General features: G+C 43.5%; 21 protein-coding genes and 6 tRNA genes. 6 read left to right on the forward strand and 21 right to left on the reverse strand.

Going from position 1 to position 21,852, the window contains the following annotated elements:
• Nucleotides 1-8 precede the first annotated feature (8 nt).
• The 9 genes from tuf to dprA form a co-directional block, all read right to left on the reverse strand.
• Nucleotides 9-1,199 (reverse strand): elongation factor Tu, encoded by a 1,191-nt coding sequence (gene tuf, locus J6578_RS03300; protein ID WP_287953892.1) that lies wholly within the window; start codon nucleotides 1,197-1,199, stop codon nucleotides 9-11.
• A 42-nt stretch (nucleotides 1,200-1,241) separates the two neighbouring features.
• Nucleotides 1,242-1,316, reverse strand: a tRNA-Thr gene (locus tag J6578_RS03305).
• A gap of 21 nt (nucleotides 1,317-1,337) precedes the next feature.
• Nucleotides 1,338-1,411 (reverse strand) — tRNA-Gly (locus J6578_RS03310).
• Nucleotides 1,412-1,452: 41 nt separating this feature from the next.
• Nucleotides 1,453-1,536: transfer RNA gene (locus J6578_RS03315), tRNA-Tyr, on the reverse strand.
• A gap of 111 nt (nucleotides 1,537-1,647) precedes the next feature.
• Nucleotides 1,648-1,902: a YfhL family 4Fe-4S dicluster ferredoxin gene (locus J6578_RS03320; protein WP_037406885.1), complete on the reverse strand. Its 255-nt coding sequence runs from the start codon at nucleotides 1,900-1,902 to the stop codon at nucleotides 1,648-1,650.
• A gap of 89 nt (nucleotides 1,903-1,991) precedes the next feature.
• On the reverse strand, nucleotides 1,992-2,564 hold the full coding sequence (gene rsmD / locus J6578_RS03325) for a 16S rRNA (guanine(966)-N(2))-methyltransferase RsmD (protein WP_093092690.1): 573 nt from the start codon (nucleotides 2,562-2,564) through the stop codon (nucleotides 1,992-1,994).
• A 78-nt stretch (nucleotides 2,565-2,642) separates the two neighbouring features.
• Nucleotides 2,643-4,937 (reverse strand): type I DNA topoisomerase, encoded by a 2,295-nt coding sequence (topA, locus tag J6578_RS03330; RefSeq protein WP_100150841.1) that lies wholly within the window; start codon nucleotides 4,935-4,937, stop codon nucleotides 2,643-2,645.
• A gap of 140 nt (nucleotides 4,938-5,077) precedes the next feature.
• Nucleotides 5,078-5,536, reverse strand: coding sequence for a Smg family protein (locus tag J6578_RS03335; RefSeq protein ID WP_037490987.1), 459 nt, complete (start codon nucleotides 5,534-5,536; stop codon nucleotides 5,078-5,080).
• A gap of 11 nt (nucleotides 5,537-5,547) precedes the next feature.
• Nucleotides 5,548-6,729, reverse strand: coding sequence for a DNA-processing protein DprA (gene dprA, locus J6578_RS03340; protein ID WP_287953895.1), 1,182 nt, complete (start codon nucleotides 6,727-6,729; stop codon nucleotides 5,548-5,550).
• Nucleotides 6,730-7,059: 330 nt separating this feature from the next.
• Between dprA and J6578_RS03345 the strand changes: the two genes are divergently transcribed.
• Entirely contained in the window at nucleotides 7,060-7,845 is a 786-nt protein-coding gene (locus J6578_RS03345; RefSeq protein WP_093092687.1) for a YqjF family protein, read from the forward strand.
• A gap of 142 nt (nucleotides 7,846-7,987) precedes the next feature.
• On the opposite strand, the gene ruvC is transcribed toward J6578_RS03345, so the two are convergent.
• The 4 genes from ruvC to J6578_RS03365 form a co-directional block, all read right to left on the reverse strand.
• Nucleotides 7,988-8,539 (reverse strand): crossover junction endodeoxyribonuclease RuvC, encoded by a 552-nt coding sequence (gene ruvC, locus J6578_RS03350; protein ID WP_037490993.1) that lies wholly within the window; start codon nucleotides 8,537-8,539, stop codon nucleotides 7,988-7,990.
• A gap of 130 nt (nucleotides 8,540-8,669) precedes the next feature.
• On the reverse strand, nucleotides 8,670-9,374 hold the full coding sequence (murU, locus tag J6578_RS03355) for an N-acetylmuramate alpha-1-phosphate uridylyltransferase MurU (protein ID WP_287953896.1): 705 nt from the start codon (nucleotides 9,372-9,374) through the stop codon (nucleotides 8,670-8,672).
• Between the two features lie 126 nt (nucleotides 9,375-9,500).
• Complete coding sequence (locus J6578_RS03360; RefSeq protein WP_287952245.1) at nucleotides 9,501-10,982, reverse strand: PilT/PilU family type 4a pilus ATPase; 1,482 nt, start codon at nucleotides 10,980-10,982, stop codon at nucleotides 9,501-9,503.
• Nucleotides 10,983-11,017: 35 nt separating this feature from the next.
• Nucleotides 11,018-12,061 (reverse strand): type IV pilus twitching motility protein PilT, encoded by a 1,044-nt coding sequence (locus tag J6578_RS03365; protein ID WP_093092685.1) that lies wholly within the window; start codon nucleotides 12,059-12,061, stop codon nucleotides 11,018-11,020.
• A 158-nt stretch (nucleotides 12,062-12,219) separates the two neighbouring features.
• Between J6578_RS03365 and J6578_RS03370 the strand changes: the two genes are divergently transcribed.
• The gene (locus J6578_RS03370) at nucleotides 12,220-12,936 is read left to right on the forward strand and encodes a YggS family pyridoxal phosphate-dependent enzyme (RefSeq protein WP_287953897.1); all 717 of its coding nucleotides are present in this window, start codon (nucleotides 12,220-12,222) and stop codon (nucleotides 12,934-12,936) included.
• 94 nt (nucleotides 12,937-13,030) lie between these two features.
• On the opposite strand, the gene pdxY is transcribed toward J6578_RS03370, so the two are convergent.
• The 3 genes from pdxY to J6578_RS03385 all read right to left on the reverse strand — a co-directional run bounded on the left by pdxY (nucleotide 13,031) and on the right by J6578_RS03385 (nucleotide 16,403).
• Complete coding sequence (gene pdxY / locus J6578_RS03375) at nucleotides 13,031-13,897, reverse strand: pyridoxal kinase PdxY (protein WP_239428138.1); 867 nt, start codon at nucleotides 13,895-13,897, stop codon at nucleotides 13,031-13,033.
• 422 nt (nucleotides 13,898-14,319) lie between these two features.
• Nucleotides 14,320-14,520: a hypothetical protein gene (locus J6578_RS03380; protein WP_093092681.1), complete on the reverse strand. Its 201-nt coding sequence runs from the start codon at nucleotides 14,518-14,520 to the stop codon at nucleotides 14,320-14,322.
• 188 nt (nucleotides 14,521-14,708) lie between these two features.
• Nucleotides 14,709-16,403 carry a vWA domain-containing protein gene (locus J6578_RS03385; RefSeq protein WP_287953898.1) on the reverse strand — a complete coding sequence of 565 codons (1,695 nt, stop codon included), beginning with the start codon at nucleotides 16,401-16,403 and terminating at the stop codon, nucleotides 14,709-14,711.
• A 296-nt stretch (nucleotides 16,404-16,699) separates the two neighbouring features.
• On the opposite strand from J6578_RS03385, the gene proC reads away from it, so the two are divergent.
• From proC to J6578_RS03405, 4 genes are all read left to right on the forward strand, one after another.
• Nucleotides 16,700-17,494: a pyrroline-5-carboxylate reductase gene (gene proC, locus J6578_RS03390; protein WP_287953899.1), complete on the forward strand. Its 795-nt coding sequence runs from the start codon at nucleotides 16,700-16,702 to the stop codon at nucleotides 17,492-17,494.
• A gap of 8 nt (nucleotides 17,495-17,502) precedes the next feature.
• Nucleotides 17,503-18,066 (forward strand): YggT family protein, encoded by a 564-nt coding sequence (locus J6578_RS03395; RefSeq protein WP_037406863.1) that lies wholly within the window; start codon nucleotides 17,503-17,505, stop codon nucleotides 18,064-18,066.
• A gap of 162 nt (nucleotides 18,067-18,228) precedes the next feature.
• On the forward strand, nucleotides 18,229-18,645 hold the full coding sequence (dksA, locus tag J6578_RS03400; RefSeq protein ID WP_037407116.1) for an RNA polymerase-binding protein DksA: 417 nt from the start codon (nucleotides 18,229-18,231) through the stop codon (nucleotides 18,643-18,645).
• Nucleotides 18,646-19,208: 563 nt separating this feature from the next.
• A complete protein-coding gene (locus J6578_RS03405) occupies nucleotides 19,209-19,502 on the forward strand; it encodes a TM2 domain-containing protein (protein ID WP_239363792.1) in 294 nt (97 codons plus the stop codon).
• 99 nt (nucleotides 19,503-19,601) lie between these two features.
• Here J6578_RS03405 and rnhB read toward each other — a convergent pair whose 3' ends face one another.
• The 5 genes from rnhB to J6578_RS03430 form a co-directional block, all read right to left on the reverse strand.
• Nucleotides 19,602-20,201 carry a ribonuclease HII gene (gene rnhB / locus J6578_RS03410; protein WP_239363790.1) on the reverse strand — a complete coding sequence of 200 codons (600 nt, stop codon included), beginning with the start codon at nucleotides 20,199-20,201 and terminating at the stop codon, nucleotides 19,602-19,604.
• Between the two features lie 2 nt (nucleotides 20,202-20,203).
• Nucleotides 20,204-21,376, reverse strand: coding sequence for a lipid-A-disaccharide synthase (gene lpxB, locus J6578_RS03415; RefSeq protein ID WP_287953900.1), 1,173 nt, complete (start codon nucleotides 21,374-21,376; stop codon nucleotides 20,204-20,206).
• 134 nt (nucleotides 21,377-21,510) lie between these two features.
• Nucleotides 21,511-21,586: transfer RNA gene (locus J6578_RS03420), tRNA-His, on the reverse strand.
• Nucleotides 21,587-21,606: 20 nt separating this feature from the next.
• Nucleotides 21,607-21,683 (reverse strand) — tRNA-Arg (locus tag J6578_RS03425).
• A gap of 38 nt (nucleotides 21,684-21,721) precedes the next feature.
• Nucleotides 21,722-21,799 (reverse strand) — tRNA-Pro (locus tag J6578_RS03430).
• Between the last annotated feature and the right edge of the window lie 53 nt (nucleotides 21,800-21,852).

The following is a 21,852-nucleotide window of genomic DNA, read 5'->3' on the forward strand; positions in this document are numbered from 1 at the left end:
ACAAAACTTTAAGCGATAACTTTAGCAACCACACCGGCACCAACTGTACGGCCACCTTCACGAATCGCAAAGCGCAAGCCTTCTTCCATCGCGATCGGGTGAATCAGTTCTACATCGATGGTTACGTTTTCACCCGGCATTACCATTTCTACACCTTCTGCCAGACTTACTGCACCAGTTACGTCTGTAGTACGGAAATAGAATTGTGGGCGGTAGTTCGCGAAGAATGGTGTATGACGTCCACCTTCTTCTTTGCTTAATACGTAAACTTCTGCTTTGAATTTGGTGTGCGGGGTGATGCTGCCCGGTTTTGCCAATACCTGACCACGTTCTACTTCTTCACGTTTGGTACCACGCAACAATACACCTACGTTGTCACCTGCCTGACCTTGATCCAGCAGTTTGCGGAACATTTCCACACCGGTACAAGTGGTTTTCTGGGTCTCTTTCAGACCTACGATTTCAATTTCGTCGCCTACGTTGATTACACCACGTTCTACACGGCCTGTTACTACGGTACCGCGGCCTGAAATTGAGAATACGTCTTCAATCGGCAACAGGAATGGTTTGTCTACTGCACGTTCTGGAGTAGGAATGTAGCTGTCTAATGCATCTGCCAAGGCCAGAATAGAAGCTTCACCGATATCTGATGTATCGCCTTCCAGCGCTTTCAGTGCTGAACCTTTAATCAATGGAACATCGTCGCCTGGGAATTCGTAGCTTGACAATAGGTCACGGATTTCCATTTCTACCAATTCCAACAGCTCTTCGTCGTCTACCATGTCGCATTTGTTCATGTAAACGATGATGTAAGGTACGCCTACCTGACGAGCCAACAGGATGTGTTCGCGTGTTTGTGGCATAGGGCCATCAGCAGCAGAAACAACCAAAATTGCGCCGTCCATCTGGGCTGCACCGGTAATCATGTTTTTTACATAGTCCGCGTGTCCCGGGCAGTCTACGTGTGCATAGTGACGTTCTGCGGTTTCGTATTCTACGTGAGAGGTATTAATGGTAATGCCACGGGCTTTTTCTTCCGGTGCATTGTCAATCTGATCGTAAGCTTTCGCTGCACCACCAAATTTTTTGGACAGAATGGTACAAATTGCAGCGGTCAATGTGGTTTTACCATGGTCAACGTGACCGATGGTGCCAACGTTTACGTGCGGTTTACTCCGCTCGAATTTTTCTTTAGCCATGGCTACTTCCTATCTAAAGACTATTAAGGTTTATCAACTTAGTGGTGCCCATGGACAGAATTGAACTGTCGGCCTCTCCCTTACCAAGGGAGTGCTCTACCCCTGAGCTACATGGGCATTTGGTAGATATTACTTATCTGGAGCGGGTGAAGGGAATCGAACCCTCACCGTAAGCTTGGAAGGCTTCTGCTCTACCATTGAGCTACACCCGCATACTTACTTAAAAAAAATATTCCAAGTAAGACTGGAATTTTGGTGGAGGGAGAAGGATTCGAACCTTCGAAGCTTTCGCAACAGATTTACAGTCTGCCCCCTTTGGCCGCTCGGGAATCCCTCCAAAAGAGAACGGCATGATAATGTTCATTTGCATCTTAGTCAAGCATATTAAGCATTTTTTTTGCTAAAAATAATAATTAACTGTTTCAAATAAACTTTAACCGAAGTAATTTTACTCTTTTTCCGCCATTAGCTGCTGATATTTTGCTTTTAGCTCTTCTTCGCTTTCTGGATGCTCTTCGTCTATGATGATGCAATCTACCGGACAAACCTGCTGGCATTGCGGTTCATCATAATGTCCAACACATTGAGTACAACGTTCCGGGGTGATTTCATAAATTTCATCGCCCTGATAGATGGCGTTGTTTGGGCACTCAGGCTCACACACATCGCAGTTGATGCACTCATCTGTTATCAAGAGTGACATGTTTTTCCTTTATCGTTAAATTTTACTCAAAACCATTGGGCGCGGATTATAGCATTATTTTGCCTGTACCTTGGTTCACCACTATCTGTTTATGCTATTTCTGCGTTACGATAAGTTAATAATTCAAAACGGCTTATACCCGACTTTCCTTCCCGCAGTTGTTGCCAGCCTGATGGTAATGTGGGTAATGTACTGCTTTCCAGATAAACGCGTGCCTGTGGCCGCAGATGTGGGACGATGGCATTTAAAAGCCCCGGCCATTGCGCCCAGTTATAAGGTGGGTCGAGAAACACTACATCAAATTGTTGCTGGTTACTTGCAAGAAAGTTCTGTGCATCAGTACAGATGAGCGCTACCTGACTAAAATTCAATTGTTGCAGGCTGTTTTTAATTGCTGTAGCTACGTGACGATTTTTTTCGACCAGTGTAACTGTTTCGGCTTTTCTTGAAGCCGCTTCCAACCCCATGACTCCGCTACCGGCAAACAAATCCAGTACAGCCATGCCACTTAAATCCTGTCCCAGCCAGTTAAACAGACGCTCACGCACACTATCGGCAGTTGGGCGCAGGCCATCAGCTGCCGGAAATGTTAATTTACGCCCTCGATGAGTGCCACCAATGATGCGCACTTGATTGCGATGCTGCTGCTGTATTTTTGCCACGTGAGTTGACTCCGATAAAAAGAGACTTTCAGGTATGCTGAAAGTCTCAGTAAATCTATTTACTTTAAGCGACCTATCTTACTCTTTAGGTGCTGGTGGTTCGATCTGTTCTGTATAGCCACATTCTTTTTGCGGACATACTTTTTCGGTGCCGCGTCGCTTGGTGGTTTTAATGGTAAGTATTGGCCAGTGACATTGCGGACATTGCTCATTAATTGGTGGATTCCACACTGCATAATCACAATCCGGATAGGTATTACAGCTGTAAAACAGTTTTCCATAACGGCTTTTACGCTCTATCAGACTGCCTTTATGACACTTCGGACACTCAATGCCAGTGTCTTTAGGTTTTTCCAGTGGTTCAATGTATTTACATTTGGGGTAGTTGGCGCAACCAATGAATTTGCCATAACGTCCACGCTTGTAGACAAGCTGGCCTTGGCACTTCGGACAGCTCCGCCCTTCTACTATGGTAGGCTCTTCTGCCGCCTTGGCTGCTTCTTCGGCAGTTTCATTAACGTTGCGGGTGTAATCACATTCTGGATAACCTGTGCATGCAATAAAGCGACCGCGTTTGCCAAATTTAATCTGTAGCTGGTTCACACCGCATTTAGGGCAGATTTCATCCAGATTTTCGGCGGTAAGCTCTGCACGCGGTATATCTTCTTTGGCCTTAATTTCTTTATCAAAGCCTTTCCAGAATTGTTGCATGACTGGCCTCCACTCCCGTTTACCACCGGCAATGTCGTCCAGCTGGTTTTCCAGTCTGGCGGTAAAGTTGTAATCAACGTACTGACCGAAATGTTCGGTTAGAAATTTATTGACTACTTCGCCTGTATCAGTAGGCAGAAAGCGTTTCTGTTCTAGAGTAACGTATTCCCGTTCTTTTAGGGTGGAAATAATACTGGCATAGGTCGATGGCCGGCCGATGCCATATTCTTCCAATGCTTTTACTAGACTGGCTTCAGAGTAACGTGGTGGTGGCTGGGTAAAATGCTGCTCGCCAAAAATTCTGTCTACTGGCAAGTTGTCGCCTTCATGCAGTTCTGGCAGTTTTTTGGCATTTTCTTCATCTTCGCTGTCGTCCACACCTTCTTCGTATACGCTGAGAAAACCGGCAAAAGTCTGTACCTGACCAGTTACACGGAAGATACCTTTACCAACGACAATATCGACGCTGGTCGTATCAAAGCGGGCGGGTGCCATTTGGCAGGCTACAGCACGCTGCCAGATCATCTGATACAGACGGAACTGGTCAGCAGTCAGGAATGGTTTGACTGCTTCCGGCGTACGGTAGACTGAAGTTGGTCTGATGGCCTCGTGCGCTTCTTGTGCATTTTTAGATTTGGTTTTATAAATTTTAGGTGCAGATGGTAGGTATTCGCTGCCAATCTTATTATCAATATAATGGCGTATTTCAATCACTGCATCATCAGACAGGCTAACTGAGTCAGTACGCATATAGGTAATCAGCCCTACGGCACCCTGCCCGACATCCACACCTTCATACAACTGCTGCGCGGTACGCATGGTACGGTCTGTGGTCATGCCTAGTTTGCGTACTGCTTCCTGTTGCATAGTTGAAGTGGTAAAAGGAGCAGCGGGATTCCGGCTGCGCTTTTTCTTTTCCACTTTGGTCACATGCGCCTGCTGTCCGACCAGTGCGTTTACAATTTCCTGCTGCTGAACTTCATCTGGGATATCAAACTGTTCTAGTTTCTGCCCCTGCCAGTGAGTTAATTTGGCAGTAAATTTGGTACGTGCTTTATGGCTGTCCAGATGTACAGTCCAATATTCTTGAGCAGTAAATTCGCGGATTTCCTGCTCACGCTCACAAATCATGCGTAATGCTGGACTTTGTACTCGCCCAGCAGATAAACCACGGCGAATTTTTTTCCATAATAATGGAGACAGATTAAAACCTACCAGATAATCCAGAGCGCGCCGGGTCTGCTGCGCATCTATCAGTGTTTGCGACAACTCTCGCGGATGGGCAACTGCATCAAGCACGGCTTTTTTGGTCACTTCATGGAATACAACCCGCTTTGGATGCAGGTTTTTCAGCCCCCGCTTGGATTTGAGTATTTCCTGTAAATGCCAAGAAATGGCTTCACCTTCTCTATCCGGGTCGGTAGCCAGATACAGTACATCTGCTTCTTTGGCCGCAGCAACAATGGCATCTAGATGTTTGGCATTGCGGCTGACTAGCTGATACTTCATGGCGAAGTCATTTTCCGGATCTACGGCTCCGCTTTTAGGCACCAGATCGCGCACATGGCCATAGGAAGCCAGAATTTCAAAATCGCTGCCTAAATACTTTTTCAGTGTTTTGGCTTTAGATGGGGATTCAACAATCAACAGGTTTTTTGCCATTCGTTCAGGCTCACAGTCGTAATTTAAGTATTTGTGATATGTTGGTAGTCTGGTTTATTCTAATAAATACACATGGACAAAGCAAAAAGCTTTCAGACATACTAACTGAAAGCTTTCAATAATGTATCGCTGTCAGTATTTTACTGCATGATGGCCTCACCGTTGAGTGCAGCCATTAGTTCATCGCCGATCAGTACCGGTAATTCTGAACGGTGTGCCCATAATACCAATAAAGCTAACACTTTAGCATGGTCTACCGTGATGTCTTCATAGGGTAAGTTCATCAGGGCGTTGAGTACAAATTCTCGCTGCTCTGGCTTAAGTGCACCATTCTGTTCCAGAAAATGTATCAGACCACGCACATCCAGTGGTAGTGTATCCAGTTCTTCAGTATTGTAAATGCGTATTCCTGTACTACTGCGTAATATTTCTGCCGGAATCACTGGTTCAAAACGCAAATAATCCAGACAGGATAATGCGTCGCCAATTTCTTCATCATTGAAACCTACTTCTTCCAGCAATGCACCCAGATCTTTACGAGGAGGGAATGCATCAACGTCTTGAAAGTGCTCAATCAAAAACGCTATTACATCAATCATTTGCTTTCCTTTCAAGATTTAATGCGTTGGTAACAGCCGCCCGGCAGGGCAGTAATCCAGCCACCAAGTTCCAGTGCCATAAGATGAGCATACACATCTGTTGCTGTCATGCCAAGTGTTGTAATCAGTGTATCTGGGTGAACTACACTGTAACCCAGTCCGGCCAGAATCTGCTGTTCGATCGGGCTAAGTGCAGATACAGGTGCACTGGCTAATGATAAATCTTCAGGATTACCGATGCTGGAGGATGGCATACTGATTTGGGATTCTGGTTGGACAGATTGGCTGCTATATGATTGCAAATGCGTTTTTTGCAAGAGCAGAGGACATTCTTGCAGAATATCTGCCAGATTTTCTACCAGTCTGGCGCCCTGTTTGATCAGTGCGTGACAGCCTTTACTTAAGGGATTATCAATTGATCCCGGTATCGCCATGACTTCCCGTCCCATTTCACCTGCTAGACGTGCGGTGATTAATGAACCTGATTCAGTTGCAGCCTCTACTACTAGCGTACCTTGACTAAGTGCCGCAATCAAGCGATTGCGGCGGGGAAAATTCTCGGCCAGCGAACGGGTACCTAACGGAAATTCAGAAATAATACAGCCATGTGCGGCAATCTGTGCAGCCAGTGCCTTGTTGCGTGCCGGATACACACGGTCAATTCCGGTACCCCAGACAGCAATGGTGTTCCCTGTACCCAACAATGCCCCCTGATGGGCAGCAGTATCAATACCATCAGCCATTCCAGAGATAACGGCAATTCCCTTTTGTGCTAGTGCTTTGGCAAAATCACGGGCGATGCGCATTGCCTGTGGTGTTGCATGACGGCTGCCAACTATGGCCAGTGATGGCTGATGCAGACATGAACTGTTACCACGGATAAATAATAATGGCGGTGGTGTTAGTCCTTCAGTTAGCAGTACCGGATAATCATTGTCGGTCAGTAATAATAGTCGGGCATCGGCGTGGGATTGCTCCCATTTTAAAGCGGCTTCTGCTGCCTGTCTGGCCTCGTCACTACGCCAATACCGGCTGGCCTGCACGCGATGCAGAAAAGGTTTGATTTCAGCAATACTTGCAGACAGTATGGTTTGTGCTGAACCAAAATGATTCAGTAGGCGCAGAAATGTTTTACTGCCGATATATGGAGTTAAAGCCAGCTCAATCCATGCGTAGCGCTCTTGCTCATTCATCTACATTATCTTTACATTATATATTTTATTAATTATGACAAAAGTAAGTTTATAGAACAATTGATTATTTAAATGTAGTGACGAAATATTATTTATATTAAATATAGTTTTTAATTAAATTATTAATTTTTCTTTATTTTTAAATAAAATTTAGAATCTCTTTTATTCGATATATAAATTAATACTTTTGTGTGCTAGTTATTATTAATTTGGAAAATATATATAAATTTATTCTTGTTTTTGTAAAATTAGTATGTATACTTAATCAGGCGAACATTAGTGTGGTTTGATGCTGTTTAGACTTTCGGGATAAGAATCAAAGGTACATATATGCTAGCATCACTTAAATTCAAGGATTTTCTGCATCCACGTCCGACTCCTTCTGGAATTGATGTGGACTGTAAGTTAAAACATTTTGCCATTATTACTTATGCGGTTGATGCACATAAGTTTGCTGGATTATTTCCGCCACGTTTCCAGCTAGATAGTGTCATGATTGATGGTCAGGAAAAGGGTTTGTTATCAGTAGTACCATTTATGGACGTGGATTTTACCTCGGCAGTTTATCCTTTTCCTGTTTTCACTATGGGACAAACTAATTATCGGATTTACATCATTGATACCACTACTGGAGAACGTTGTGTCTGGTTTTTGGGTACAACGCTGGATTCGTGGACTATTATGGTACCGCGCCATGTATGGAAGCTACCGTGGCATCCGGGCAAAATCAGTTTTAATTGTGACTTTGATCCGCATTCTGGCTGCTACCGACGCTATGAAATGCATACACAGGCAAATTGGGCGCCCGCTCAGGTACAATTAAGCCAGCAACCTGATCAGGAATTTCATTTTCAGGGTTTTCCTGACAGTGAAACAGCACTGGTTTATCTCACTCACCCGCTGGCAGGTTTTTACTACCGCCGCAATGGTAAATTGGGTACTTACCGAGTTTGGCATGATCGTCTGGATGTGCGACCAGCCAAACTTGAATCGGCGCAATTTGGCCTGTTAAGTCGAATGGAACTGGTTAATGAAGATGAGCAGCAGCACCCATACAGTGTGCTGCTTCAACCAATTAATGAATTTACAATTTATCTGCCACCTACTGCTTTATAAATTTAAAGCATACAGAAATTGGGGTTGATTATTGGCTATTGCCTTGGCTTTCTATGGGAAGAGGTAAGGCAGGATGATTAATTTTGCTTAATGCCCAGACTAACCACCTTAAAAAAGCGGGATGTTGTCTGGCTCATGGCACTTAACGGAAGCGGCCGGATTTAATGGTTAGCCCCTGCTGAATTCTGGAGGCCAGACTATAATTGCGTAATGCATGAGTTAGTGCAACAGCCAGCGCATCCGCAGCATCTGCCTGTGGTGTACCAGACAGGGACAGCATTTGTACTACCATATGCTGTACTTGCTCTTTAGCTGCTTTACCTTTACCCACTACTGCCTGTTTCACTTGCAATGCAGTGTATTCAAACACTGGTAATTCGTCCAACGTTAATGCTGCTATTGCTGCGCCACGAGCCTGTCCCAATACCAGCGTGGCTGCCGGATTAACATTGACAAATACCTGTTCGATAGCAGTTTGTGTTGGCTGATAGGTAGCAATAACTTCTCGTAGGTTATGTACAATCACTCGAATACGCTCAGCCAGCGTAGCACCCACAGTGGTTTTAATACAGCCAGAGGCAACATAGATGTGCTGGCGGCCGATTACATCAATCACTCCGAAGCCGGTAACACGACTTCCGGGATCGATACCTAAGATACGGATTGTGGTTTGCTCAGACTGCTGTGTTTGCATGCTTATACTACTGCTTAATTACGGAAAAATAGAAATAGAATTGATACGGGTAGGAAAATCAAATACTCTGTAAAAGCGGATTTCGCCAGTTGAATAAATAATGTTACTGTATATTGGTCATATGTGTTAGTTATTCGCCACGATTTTTATTAACCCATTGATTGGCCAGATGTAACCTTTCTATTGTCCCGACGTCCAGCCAGTAACCGGTATGATATTCGCCACTAATCTGATTTTTCTGCATGGCGGTACGCAATAAAGGTGCCAGTTTGGCTCGGGTGTGAGGGGGAATATTGTTAAACAAGACCGGATGATATACGCCAATACCACTAAAGGTTAATGTTGGATTATGAGGTTGTTCTATGGTTACGTCCCCTGTCTGAGTGAGGCTAAAATCCCCATCAGGATGGTGCTCTGGGTTATCAACCAGCCATAAATGCGCCAGTTTACCTGTTTGCTCTATTCTTGCACCAATCTTTAAGGCTTGTGCAAAATCAATATCGGTTAATACATCGCCGTTGATAACCAGAAATGGTTTATGTCCAAGTAAGGGTAAGGCTGTGGCAATCCCTCCAGCAGTTTCCAGACCACCTTTTTCTTCCGCGGAATAACAAATATTCACTCCGTAGGTACTTCCTGTGCCCAGAGTAGCTTCAATTTGCTGCCCTAACCAAGCGTGGTTAATCACAATATCGCGAAAACCTGCGGCCTGTAAGCGCTGTAAGTGATGGCCGATTAACGGTATTCCGCCGACATTCAGCAATGGTTTGGGACTGGTATCGGTAAGCGGGCGCATACGTTCACCGCGTCCGGCAGCAAGAATCATGGCTTTCATGGTTATTTATTATTCCATAATACAGTTGATGGGCTGGATTGCTATGCAGCCTATAATACAACAGGCAAAGCCGGTTGCTTTGCCTGAATGATAAGGGAAATGACAAATTAAAGGATTTACATCAGTCTAAACCAGATTTAATTCCGACCCTGTATTAAAGATTGCTGCGCCCTTTTCACCTTGTTCGTACAGATTAATCCGCAAGCGTAAATCGTTAGGTGAATCAGCTTGGCGTAATGCTTCTTCAAAATCAATGATACCATCAGCATATAGCTGGAACAGACACTGATCGAAAGTTTGCATACCATCATTACCTGCTTTGGCCATCAGTTCTTTTATCTGCATTAATTGGCCTTTGTAGATATAGTCCTGAACTGTGGCTGTATTAATTAACAGGTCAATCACGGCGCGACGGCCTTTTCCATCCTTTTTCACGGCCAGACGCTGGCCGATGATACATACCATATTTAGTGCCAGATCCATCAACACCTGTCTATGCTGGTCTTCGGGATAGAAATTCATAATTCGCTCAATGGCCTGATTGGCACTACTGGCATGCAGGGTAAAGAAACAGAGGTGACCGGTTTGCGCCAGTTTCAACGCGTACTCCATACTTTCATCACTGCGCACCTCTCCCACACATACAACATCAGGAGCCTCACGCAAGGCGCTTTGCATGGCATTGTCCCAACTCAGAGTATCCACACCTATTTCACGGTGAGTAATAATGCTTTTCTTGGGTTTGTGAACATATTCAATCGGATCTTCAATGGTCAGAATATGGCCGGCAGAATGAGCATTGCGATGGTTGAGCATGGCAGCCATAGTGGTAGATTTGCCGCTACCGGTAGGACCGGCCAGAATAATCAGACCACGTTTTCTCATTACCAGTTCATCCAGCACTGGTGGCAGAAAAAGGCTTTGGGTAGTTGGAATATCGGTGGTAATCCGGCGTAACACCAAGCCAACCCGACTTTGCTCATGATAGGCATTAACCCTGAAACGCACGCCATTTTTGGCAATTATGGAGTAGTTTAGGTCTAGTTCTGCCATAAATCGCTGACGTTGAGCCATTGTCATGGTTGACATGGCAATTTTAGCAGTTTCTTCGGCGGTTAAAGGCTTGGTTGGTGCCGGCGTAATTTTGCCATCAATTTTCCAAGATGGCGGAAAGCCGGGGCTGATAAAAATATCTGCTGCATTCAGACGCACAGCTTCAGCAGCCATTTTTTCCAAAACCGGATGAATATGGATGGTTTCCCGCTCATGAGCAATAGGAGACTGTGTACTGGCAGGAGCACCTGTTCTGATATCTGTCATATGAGATTCGGTCATCGTGTTTCTGTCTTTTTCTGGTTTATTGATTTCAGGGGTATACAAAGCAGGTTTCGATTTCTTTTCAGCAGCTGATACTGTTGTTGCGGTTTCTGATGTGGCCAGTGACACCGGTTGCTCCGCTGCAACAGTGGAAACAACTGGTGTCGTTTCTGCGCCGGAAGTCAAGGTAGCCGTCGCTGTGTCTGCGGCAGGATGTTGATAATGGTTAACCATATCCGCAAGTAAATCAGATAAACCGGACTCTTTGGTGGAGTCTTTCTGCATCCCCATAACAAAACACTTTCCTGAGTAAAAACGATAGATAATTATCCTACCAACTGGTCTGGATTCGAAGCCTTGGAACGAGCAACATCCAAACTGATGCGACCCTCACGCAATAGTTGCTGCAAACACTGATCCAGTGTCTGCATTCCGAATTTCTGCCCGGTCTGCAAAGTAGAATTAATCTGGGCGATTTTATTCTCACGGATCAGATTACGCACTGCCGGCGTACTAGTCATAATTTCATGGGCTGCCACACGACCATTGCCATCCTTGGTTTTCAGTAGAGTCTGAGAAATTACTGCCTGCAAGCTTTCTGACAACATGGAGCGAACCATTTCTTTTTCACCAGCCGGGAATACGTCCACAATACGGTCAATTGTTTTGGCCGCTCCGGTGGTATGCAAAGTACCAAATACAAGGTGGCCGGTTTCAGCAGCAGTTAAAGCCAAGCCAATGGTTTCCGGGTCACGCATTTCCCCTACTAGAATCACATCCGGGTCTTCACGCAGGGCTGAACGCAGGGCATTGGCAAAACTATGTGTATGCTGATGCAATTCGCGTTGATTAATCAATGATTTTTTACTTTGGTGTACAAACTCAATCGGGTCTTCAATTGTTAGAATATGGCCGGCATCATTATTGTTGATAAAATCAATCATTGCGGCCAGTGTGGTTGATTTACCGGAACCGGTAGGACCGGTTACCAGCACCAGTCCACGCGGCTTTTCTGCTATTTTCTGAAAAATCGCTGGCGCCTTGAGCTCCTCAAGGGTAAGAACTTTACTGGGAATGGTACGCATAACGGCTGCTGGGCCACGCTCGGTATTAAAAGCATTGACACGAAACCGCGACACATTGGGCAATTCGAATGAAAAGTCAGTCTCGAGATTTTGCTGATAGTCCTTGCGCTGGTAATCGTTCATAATAGAAGCAATCATTTTGCCTACTTCTTCTGCACTCTGTTCAGGCAGATTAATACGGCGAATATCCCCATTAACGCGTATCATGGGAGGCAGACCAGCACTCAGATGCAAGTCGGAAGCTTTATTTTTAACGCCAAAGGCCAATAAATCTGTTAGCTGCATATTTACTCCGTTATGCTTGCCCGCGTCATGCGGGCAGAAATATTATTCTTATTCTAATCAAGTTGGCGTCTCTTTAAAATGAAAATATTTGTCACTCTGATAAAATTTTTACAAAGACAGCCTGATTAAATCAAAAAAACTGAAAATTTTCACTCAATATGAACAATGCAGATTTTTTAATTAGACACTGGCAGCAGGTACTGGCAGACATTACCAGTGTGCGTCAGCAAATTGCGGCATCCCAACCTGTACAGCTAATCGCGGTCAGTAAAACCTTTCCGGTCAATGATATCGCTACTCTGTATCAGGCCGGCCAGCGTGATTTTGGTGAAAACTACATTCAGGAATTCAGCGAAAAAACCAGTTTCCTGGCCGATTTGGATATTGTCTGGCACATGATTGGTCATATCCAGTCAAATAAAAGCCGTATTGTGGCAGAACGGGCACAATGGGTACATACCATTGACCGTGAAAAAATTGCCCGACGCCTGCATGAACAGCGCCCAGAACATTTAACACCGTTAAATGTGTGCATCGAAGTTAATATTGCTGCAGAAGCCAATAAGCATGGTATCAGCACAGACAGCGCCGAGTTACTGGCACTGGCCACAACCATCAGTACTTTGCCGCGGCTGAAACTGCGTGGCTTGATGTGCGTGGCTAAAGCAAACAGCACAGACATTGAGCTAAGACAACAGTTTAATCAGATGCAAACTTTATTACAACAGCTACGTGAGGGCGGATTTGCGGTTGATGTGCTGTCTATGGGAATGAGTGCAGATTTAAATACTGCTATTGCCTGTGGCGCTACTCATGTACGGGTAGGAAGTGCCATTTTTGGCCAGCGCAATTATGCAGAAACAGGAAATAATTAATTAAAAACACTTAATGAGAAAAAATTATGCCGGTAAAAATTTCTTACCGGCAATACAATTGCAATAGCGAACATTGGTAAAGCGTACCAATAAATCAGGCTATTTTTTCAGCTTTAAACTGATGGGTAGGCTGAGCAATTTCATTCTGTGCAGCAACCACCTGCAACTCATACTGCTGGCGTTTTAAAGTTTCCAGCATTACACCATACACTGCTGCGGTAGTATGCTCAAACGCTTCAAGTAAGGATTTACCAGACAGATAATCGGCCAGAAAAATCCCGCTCGTCATATCTCCCACTCCCACAGGTTGGCGTTCGCCAAAATCGACCAGCGGCCGGTGAATATGCCAAGCTGATTCATGAGTAACCAGCAACATTTCAAAGCGATCAGACTGATAACCGGCGCGACTCAAATGTTTCACCAGCACCGCTTTCAGCCCTTTATTACATAAAGCGCGACAGGCAGCAACTGCCTCCTCTACATTATTAATGCGCTGTCTGTGGTTTAATTCTTCCAGCTCATACAGATTTGGAGCGATCATATCGCTCAGTGGCAATGCAGTGTCACACAAAAATTCAGCCACGCCTTCAGCAACAATACAACCTTTTTCAGGATGCCCCATAACCGGATCACAAAAATATATTGCTGAGGGATTAGCCTGTTTCACTTTTCTGACAATATCAATAATGGCATTGCCCTGCTCAGCAGAACCCATATAGCCACTCAGTACTGCATCACAATTCTTAAGCTCATCAATGGCAGCGATACCATCAACAATATCCAGCAGATGCGCAGCCGGCATAACTGTACCTTTCCATTGCCGGTATTGGGTATGATTGGAGAACTGTACCGTATTCAATGGCCAGACATTGACACCTAAACGGCGAATAGGAAACACAGTAGCACTGTTACCGGCATGACCAAAAACCACATGAGACTGAATTGATAGTATATTTTTCATAATAATGCCATTTTATAACCCAATAAATCAGGTTGTCATCTTTAAAAATAATTAGCTAACTAACCAAACATGCCAAATGAAACTGATTATACGCAGATTATACTGGCTGAGATAAATCATTACCTGTAAATAGTCTAAACCGGAATCTTGCTTTTCACACTAATGGCAACACAATTCGTCCATCTCTATCTCATACACTATGCAGATGGTACTTTATAAGTTATTTTTATAAGTACACCTGAGCAGCACTTATCCGGCAAATCATTGTATATATTATGGCTGTAAATCTAAATAAGGTTTCATGAGATAAGCTGTGCATGCATTTTCAGATCGGGGAATTCTTTTCAGTATTTAAATATACTGGTTACAGTACCATGTACCAATTCTGAGATACGTGTTTATTTTTTTCTGAGTGTACGCTGTCATGGCATATAATTAATCCATATCGCTTTATGGTCGGAGCCATACCAGTGATAGCTCCCCGTCACCACTATTTTATCTGGTTGCCGTACCAGTGCATGGTCAATCGACAGCAAAGCAGGTAGCCAGGTCGGCCGCGCTCGCGGGCTGGTCAGATGCACATCAGCTGCCTGAATAAAATCCCGAAAAACCTGAGAAGACAAAGGTTATTTAAAGGAAATTCAAAACAAAAAAGCCAACTTTAAAGATGGCTTTTGGTCTGATTTCAGCTAATCCAATGATTCCCGTTCACTTTTATAGGTAAATAAGCATAACCATTGCAAAATGATGTTATTGCTGTATGCAACCTGATGGTTGCAGTATAGTTTGGATATTTACTTTGAAATATACTCTATTTCTTCTTATCTTCCAGAGTCGCTGTTTTTTTGACTAATTGTACAAATTTACTGCGATAGCCTTGCGGATCTTTACCTTTGGCATGGTTCGCCCAGCTGATTATCTGCTGGTAAGATGTTTGAGACAATTCAGGGTTATGACGTAACTTTTGCCCATATGCAGCCACCGCAGCTATAAAACGCGTTTCTATTCCGGCTTGTTCAAAAGAGCTAACCAGCGCTTTCTTTTTTATAGGTAGAGAAACCAGTTTGCTTTTTTTATCCTGTGGTGCTTTCCAGCGTAATTTAAAGAAAGCGATTTCGTCACTCTTTGAGGTAATCGGTACAGTTGTTTTATTTACCTGATAACGCAATGGATCAATACTTGGTCTACCATTTGCTAGTGTTAGCTCATACAGGACAGTCACTTTTTTACCGGCACCAATATCGCCAGCATCTACCTTGTCGTTATTGAAGTCTTCCTGTTTTAACTGCCGTTTTTCATAGCCGATCTGACGATACTCCAGTACTTGCTGTGGATTGAATTCTATTTGCGCTTTGGCATCTTTAGCCACAGTTACTAAGGTGGCGCTCATTTCCTGCTGCAACACTTTTTGTGCTTCTTTCAGGGTATCAATATAGCTGTAATTTCCATTACCTGCATCAGCAATCTGTACCATCATGGCATCGTTTAAATTATCATCACCAAAACCTAATGTGGACAAGGTTATCCCTTTTTCTTTTTCTGCGGTCACAAATGCTTTTAACTCTTCAGTGCTATTAATACCAACATTAAAATCACCATCAGTAGCCAATAATATCCGATTAATCCCGCCATTTATTTGGCTACTTTCTGCCAGTTTATAAGCCAGTTTGAGTCCTTCTCCGCCAGCAGTGCTGCCTCTGGCCTCAAGTTTATCAATAACAGCCAGAATTTTGGCTTTATTGTGGCCTGATGTCGGTTCTAAAGCAACGCCGGCTTCGCCTGCATAGGTGACAATGGAAACTTTATCGACTGGGCGCAGTCTGTTTACCAATAATTTTAATGATTGTTTCAATAAATCCAATCTGTCTGGACCATACATAGAGCCAGATGTATCTATCAGAAACACCAGATTTGATGGTGGCAATTGATCCATCCTGACATCATTTGCTTTTATATTTAACCTTAATAAAACTTTATCTGTATTCCATGGGCTGGGTGCCAATTCATAAGTTGCAGCAAACGGGGAGTCGGATAGTGGTATTAATTTTTCATTGGAGGCTTCTGGAAAATAATTAATAAACTCTTCTACTCGTACTGCATCCGGATGCGGCATTCTTCCTGCAGATATAAATCGTCTGCTATTTGCATAGCTGGCAGTATCCATATCCAGACTGAAAGTACTAACCGGCTCAGCAACCACCTGTTTTATCGGATTATCTGAATAATTTTTGTATTGTGCAGTATCTGGCTGAATACTACTATATATATAATTAGTAGCCTCATACCCAGCCTTCATAGTCACTAATCCACCAAAACTCTTACCTCCTTTAAATCCTTTTCTGGAACCATAATCTGCGATTGAAGCTGGAGCTTGTGCATTTTCTATCGTTATGTTTTGCGGTTGACGCTCTGAGGGCAACGTATTGCAAGCATCTAATATACCTGCTATTAATATCATGAGAATACTGTGGCCAGTTATGCGGGCTATTGATTTTATGGTTAACATAAATATCCTTAATTATCTTTTATTTATTAAAATAAAACCTATTATTAACACAACATTTGTATTTATTCCAGTAAATTTAGTTATTTACAGTAGAGTTAAGATAATTGATTCAATCAACTTCAACTAATATCAATCGACGCTAGCAGCGACACTTGATGAGCTGGCGTCATGGTTTATTTCGTATGTCTGTCATCAACAAATAATAGTTATTGTAAAATTAATATTGATTCAGTTTATCTGACTGGTAGCGGTATGATTGATTGAACTGTTCAATTTTAATAAAAAAGGAAAATTATATGAGCGTTTATTTTCTGGGCGGAGGCAATATGACATCTGCCATTGTCGCCGGCATGAGCAAGCAAGGTGGCTATGATATAGTAGTCATTGACCGTAATCAGGAGAAGCGCGAGCATTTGAGTCGTTGTTATCAGGTACACAGCAGTGACAAACTACCTGAACTGTCTGCGACTGATGTCTTGGTGCTGGCGGTTAAGCCCCAGGATATGCAGCAAGCTACCACCGGTATTAAAATCAATGGGGCATTGGTACTAAGCATTGCCGCTGGATTAACTGTAGATATTCTGCGCCAGTTTCTGAATAATCATCAGCGTATTATCCGGATTATGCCCAATACTCCGTGCCAGATTGGTCTGGGTATTTCCGGTTTATTCGCACCGGCAAATATAGAGGCAGCAGACAAGGCTGTCGCTGAAAATATTATGCGCACTACGGGTGATGTGGTATGGCTGGAAGAAGAAAGTGGCATTAATCGGATTGCCGGTATCAGTGGCAGTGGCCCGGCCTATGTTTTCTATTTTCTTAATGCGCTCCAACAGGCTGCCATACAACAGGGTTTCAGCACAGATGAAGCATATCAGTTAAGTTTGGGCACATTCAAAGGTGCGGTATCGCTGGCAGAACAGTCTGGTACTGAGTTTGTACAGCTACAAAAAAATGTGACTTCTAAAGGTGGTACCACATTTGCAGCTACCTCAGTCTTTGATCAACAGCAGCTGACTCAGGTAGTGATTGATGGTGTGGCTGCCAGCGTGGCGCGGGCAGAAGAAATGCAAAAACAACTGGTTCCTTAAGGTATTGTGTGATTAGTAAAACATTATTTTTATTAGCCAGTGCTCTGGCCATCATATGCTGGGCACGGGTTTTATTACAATGGGGTAAATTACCTTTTCTGCATCCCTTAGCCCAGTTTTGTGTGCGCAGTACCAACTGGCTGATACGTCCTTTGCGTAGAATCATACCACCACTGGGACAATGGGATGTTGCCTGTATTCTGGCTACTATCATCATTTATTATCTGACTACTGTACTCAATCTGTTTATTGCCTTTACATGGATACAGCCGGATGCACGTGTTATTAGCGCCAGTTTGTTATTCTGTATCTTGTTCTCCCTGAAAGCACTGTGCTATGCACTGTTTATCGGGCTGGTAATACAGATGTTTTTAAGTCTGAGCAAACCTTATTCTGTATTACTGCTTACCTTGCAACGCATTTACAAGCCACTAACCCGCCCGTTTGCCTTTCTGCAAGTAGGTAAATATGATTTTTCTGCGACAGTTATTCTGCTCGTGTTATGGCTTTGTCTGCAATGGTGGTTACCACAGCTGAGTAGCAAAATCTCATACTGGCTGATTAGCGGATAATGTTGTCGAATGCAAAATTACGAATAGAATATAAAAACATGCTATCATGCCCGAACTTTTTTAACAGCATGACAGCAAGCATCTGTTGTGTTTAAAAACAGATTAAGCTGTCAATTCCTGAGCTAATTGCTTAATCGAGCTATGCAAAAGAAAGACTGTAAAATGGCTAAACTCACAGAACAAGATATCCAAGCCTGGAATGGCCCTGAAGAGGAGTATATGAATGAAGAACATCAAACTTTCTTCCGTGATTTGCTGTTGAAACTTCAGGATGAACTGATTCACAATGCAAACAACACCGCCGGTCATTTGCAGGAACAGGCAACTACACCAGACCCGGCAGACCGCGCTACACTGGAAGAAGAATATGCACTGGAGCTGCGTACCCGTGATCGGGAACGTAAGCTGTTGAGCAAGATTCAGGCTTCTTTGCGCCAGTTGGATGAAGGTGATTATGGCTTTTGTCAGGACACAGGCGAACCTATCGGTCTGAAACGGTTGCTGGCACGCCCTACTGCTACTCTGTCAGTTGAAGCACAAGAGCGGCGAGAACGGATTAAAAAGCAGTTTGTTGACTGATCTGAATAGATAACAGCCAAAACGCTTTCTGAATAGAAAGCGTTTTTTATTTTATAGTACTAAAATAGTGTCAATACTACTTGTATGTCTGTACGTTTTATATCATAAAAAATATTGCATGTATTAGTTATAAGTAATTTCCATTTCATCAATGATTATTAAAAACTTAATAATATATTTGTATGGTGAATTTTATTGAGCTTATCCACATAAATATAAATCATTAAGAAATTTACCTAGGTGAACACACAAAATATAATTTTAATTTCATTAATCGTTGATATACTAATTGGTTAATGCATTTAATATAACTTCAGTATCTTTTACCCTTGGCCATAAGTAATAATCCTGAGATTATTTGCTGTCTTTTGGCCTGATGATGAAATTTGCGTTATCAAAACACAAAAAATTATTTTGTTTCTTGATAATTTTAAAATTTCTGATAATATTTTCCGGCTTATATAAATGCCGCATACGCAAAAATATTAATAAATATTTGACTGTGCTCAACAATATGAGCTGGTACGTAAGTACGTTGCTTAAATAATTAAATGGGAGACGTAATGATTTATTGTCATGGTTGTGGTAAAGAAATACACGAAACAGCAAAAAGCTGTCCTCATTGCGGTGCAGTAGTAAAAAATAATGCTTGTACAAAAAGTCGTATTGTTGCCGCCTTACTTGCTTTTTTTCTTGGCGGTTTAGGGATACATAAATTTTACTTAAATCGAAATCTACAAGGCTTATTGTACCTAGTTTTCTGTTGGACATGTATTCCAAGTTTTATTGCATTTATTGAATTCATTGTTTATTTATGCACATCTGATGAGAAATTTGCAGAAAAATACAGTAGTTAGAACATAACTATCCAAATAGGAAATTATTTAGTAGCAAATAATTTTTACTGTCAGCTTGTGAATTTAGAAAAGCTGTTTTAAATTCACAGGTTGATAATATCAAATAAATTTTTTTCCCTGTGCAAGTAATGCTTTTACTGGTGCAAAATCCTGACGATGCTGCGGTAATACGCCAAATTGCTGTAGAGCAGCCAGATGTGCAGCTGTACCATAACCTTTATGCTGGGCGAAACCATACTGGGGATAGCGCTGATCCAGTGCATACATTTCCGCATCCCGTGCTGTTTTAGCCAGAATGGAAGCAGCAGAAATAGCAGCTATTTTAAGATCACCTTTGACTACGGCCTCTGCCGGCAAAGACAAATCAGCTGGTATACGATTACCATCTATCCAGACTTTAGTCGGCTTGATAGGCAAGCCCGCTACTGCCCGAGTCATGGCACGCATGGTTGCAAACAGAATATTATATTGATGAATTTCGGCTACATCCGCTGCCGCCACAGACCAGGCCGTTGCCTGCTGCTTAATCAATAACGCCAGTGCATCACGTTTCTTTTCAGATAGCTTTTTTGAATCAGTGAGACCGGGTAAATCATAATCTGCCGGCAAAATAACTGCTGCTGCATAGACACTGCCCACTAAAGGCCCGCGCCCAGCTTCGTCTACACCGGCATGACTGGATAATATAGCAAAATCCATGTTTATATCTGCCCTGTTGCATGTTGCAAGACCGCCTGTGCAGCCAGTTCATCCGTATTTAAACGTAACTGCTGATGCAATGTTGAAAAATCGGCCTGCAAGTTTTGTACTTCCTGTGGCGATTCATACCAGTGAATCACTGCTTGCGCCAATTTTTGCGCTGTAGCGTTACCCTGTAGCAATTCGGGCACCACACCTCTGTCTAATAGGATATTTGGCAGACCGACATGCGGAACCTTAATTTTATGTTTGACATAAATATAAGTTAAGGGCGAAATTTTATAACTGATTACCATCGGACACTGACATAAAGCCACTTCCAATGTCGCCGTACCACTGGTAACCAGAGCCACATCAGCTGCCTGACACGCCATTTCCGCATGGGCAGACATTAAGCGCACTGGCAATTTTTGCCAGACTGGCTGAGCCAGTATTGTCTGCATCCGCTGCCGTGTTGCTGCTGTTGCCAGTGGCAGCAAAAACTGTGCCTGCGGATAACGCTGATGAATAATTTCTGCGGCTTGTAGAAACAGCGGCGCCATAAAGTCGATTTCACTTACGCGGCTGCCGGGCATTAAAACAAATACCGGTACTCGTTCTGGCAATTTCAGTTGCCGCCGCTTCGCCTCTCGGTCGACAACCAATGGCAAAGTCTGGGCAAGGGGATGACCAACGAAGCGGGCACGACCACCAGCCTGCTGATATAGTTCAGGCTCCATCGGAAACAGACACAATACTTCGTCTACCTGTTTAACAATTTTTTTTACCCGCTTGCGTCGCCATGCCCATACAGATGGGCTAACATAATGTACGGTGGCAATACCGGCATGTTTTAAGCTTTCTGCAACACCTAGATTAAAATCCGGCGCATCAATGCCTACAAATACCTGTGGACGGATTTTTTTCAGCGCTTGAATCAAACCGCGACGAATGGCAACAATTTCCGGTAATTTTTTTACGACTTCAACAAAACCGCGTACTGCCAGTTTTTCCTGATCATACAGGCTCTGTATTCCCGCAGCCTGCATACGTGGTCCGCCAATACCAACAAACTGTACATGAGGATAATGCGCACGAATGGCATTCATCAGATGAGCACCCAGTAAATCGCCGGATGCTTCTCCGGCACACAAGGCTATGGTTAATAGGGGCAATTCAGTTGCAGTTTTATTCATAGCGGGATAGCAGTTTTATAAGCAACTATTATGATAAGGTGTAAAAGTTAGCAAGTGTAGCAAGCGATACCGGATTATAAAAGGATGATGCACAAAAACTAAAAGCCCAAGCATATGGCTCGGGCTTTTTATAGTGGGGTGGCTGATGGGGCTCGAACCCACGACAACTGGAATCACAATCCAGGGCTCTACCAACTGAGCTACAGCCACCATAAAAACTTTTACAAATTTGGTGCGCCCGACAGGAATCGAACCTGTAACCCCCGGCTTAGAAGGCCGGTGCTCTATCCGGTTGAGCTACGGGCGCGTACTCTCAAATCTATCCGGACAAGGATTCAGTCGATATGGTCGGGGTGGTGGGATTCGAACTCACGACCCTCTGCTCCCAAAGCAGATGCGCTAACCAGGCTGCGCTACACCCCGACGAGAGAGGCGAACTATACAGCTCTAAAACACCATCGTCAAGAGGTAAAGCA

The sequence above is a fragment of the Snodgrassella sp. genome (assembly GCF_024103505.1).
Lineage (GTDB): Bacteria > Pseudomonadota > Gammaproteobacteria > Burkholderiales > Neisseriaceae > Snodgrassella > Snodgrassella communis.

Excerpts from the sequence above, each read along its gene's own strand:
- tuf (WP_287953892.1), bottom strand. The coding sequence starts at position 1,199 with ATGGCTAAAGAAAAATTCGAGCGGAGTAAACCGCACGTAAACGTTGGC.
- J6578_RS03320 (WP_037406885.1), bottom strand. The coding sequence starts at position 1,902 with ATGTCACTCTTGATAACAGATGAGTGCATCAACTGCGATGTGTGTGAG.
- topA (WP_100150841.1), bottom strand. The coding sequence starts at position 4,937 with ATGGCAAAAAACCTGTTGATTGTTGAATCCCCATCTAAAGCCAAAACA.
- J6578_RS03335 (WP_037490987.1), bottom strand. The coding sequence starts at position 5,536 with ATGATTGATGTAATAGCGTTTTTGATTGAGCACTTTCAAGACGTTGAT.
- dprA (WP_287953895.1), bottom strand. The coding sequence starts at position 6,729 with ATGAATGAGCAAGAGCGCTACGCATGGATTGAGCTGGCTTTAACTCCA.
- J6578_RS03345 (WP_093092687.1), top strand. The coding sequence starts at position 7,060 with ATGCTAGCATCACTTAAATTCAAGGATTTTCTGCATCCACGTCCGACT.
- ruvC (WP_037490993.1), bottom strand. The coding sequence starts at position 8,539 with ATGCAAACACAGCAGTCTGAGCAAACCACAATCCGTATCTTAGGTATC.
- murU (WP_287953896.1), bottom strand. The coding sequence starts at position 9,374 with ATGAAAGCCATGATTCTTGCTGCCGGACGCGGTGAACGTATGCGCCCG.
- J6578_RS03360 (WP_287952245.1), bottom strand. The coding sequence starts at position 10,982 with ATGGGGATGCAGAAAGACTCCACCAAAGAGTCCGGTTTATCTGATTTA.
- J6578_RS03365 (WP_093092685.1), bottom strand. The coding sequence starts at position 12,061 with ATGCAGCTAACAGATTTATTGGCCTTTGGCGTTAAAAATAAAGCTTCC.
- J6578_RS03370 (WP_287953897.1), top strand. The coding sequence starts at position 12,220 with ATGAACAATGCAGATTTTTTAATTAGACACTGGCAGCAGGTACTGGCA.
- pdxY (WP_239428138.1), bottom strand. The coding sequence starts at position 13,897 with ATGAAAAATATACTATCAATTCAGTCTCATGTGGTTTTTGGTCATGCC.
- J6578_RS03385 (WP_287953898.1), bottom strand. The coding sequence starts at position 16,403 with ATGTTAACCATAAAATCAATAGCCCGCATAACTGGCCACAGTATTCTC.
- proC (WP_287953899.1), top strand. The coding sequence starts at position 16,700 with ATGAGCGTTTATTTTCTGGGCGGAGGCAATATGACATCTGCCATTGTC.
- dksA (WP_037407116.1), top strand. The coding sequence starts at position 18,229 with ATGGCTAAACTCACAGAACAAGATATCCAAGCCTGGAATGGCCCTGAA.
- J6578_RS03405 (WP_239363792.1), top strand. The coding sequence starts at position 19,209 with ATGATTTATTGTCATGGTTGTGGTAAAGAAATACACGAAACAGCAAAA.
- rnhB (WP_239363790.1), bottom strand. The coding sequence starts at position 20,201 with ATGGATTTTGCTATATTATCCAGTCATGCCGGTGTAGACGAAGCTGGG.
- lpxB (WP_287953900.1), bottom strand. The coding sequence starts at position 21,376 with ATGAATAAAACTGCAACTGAATTGCCCCTATTAACCATAGCCTTGTGT.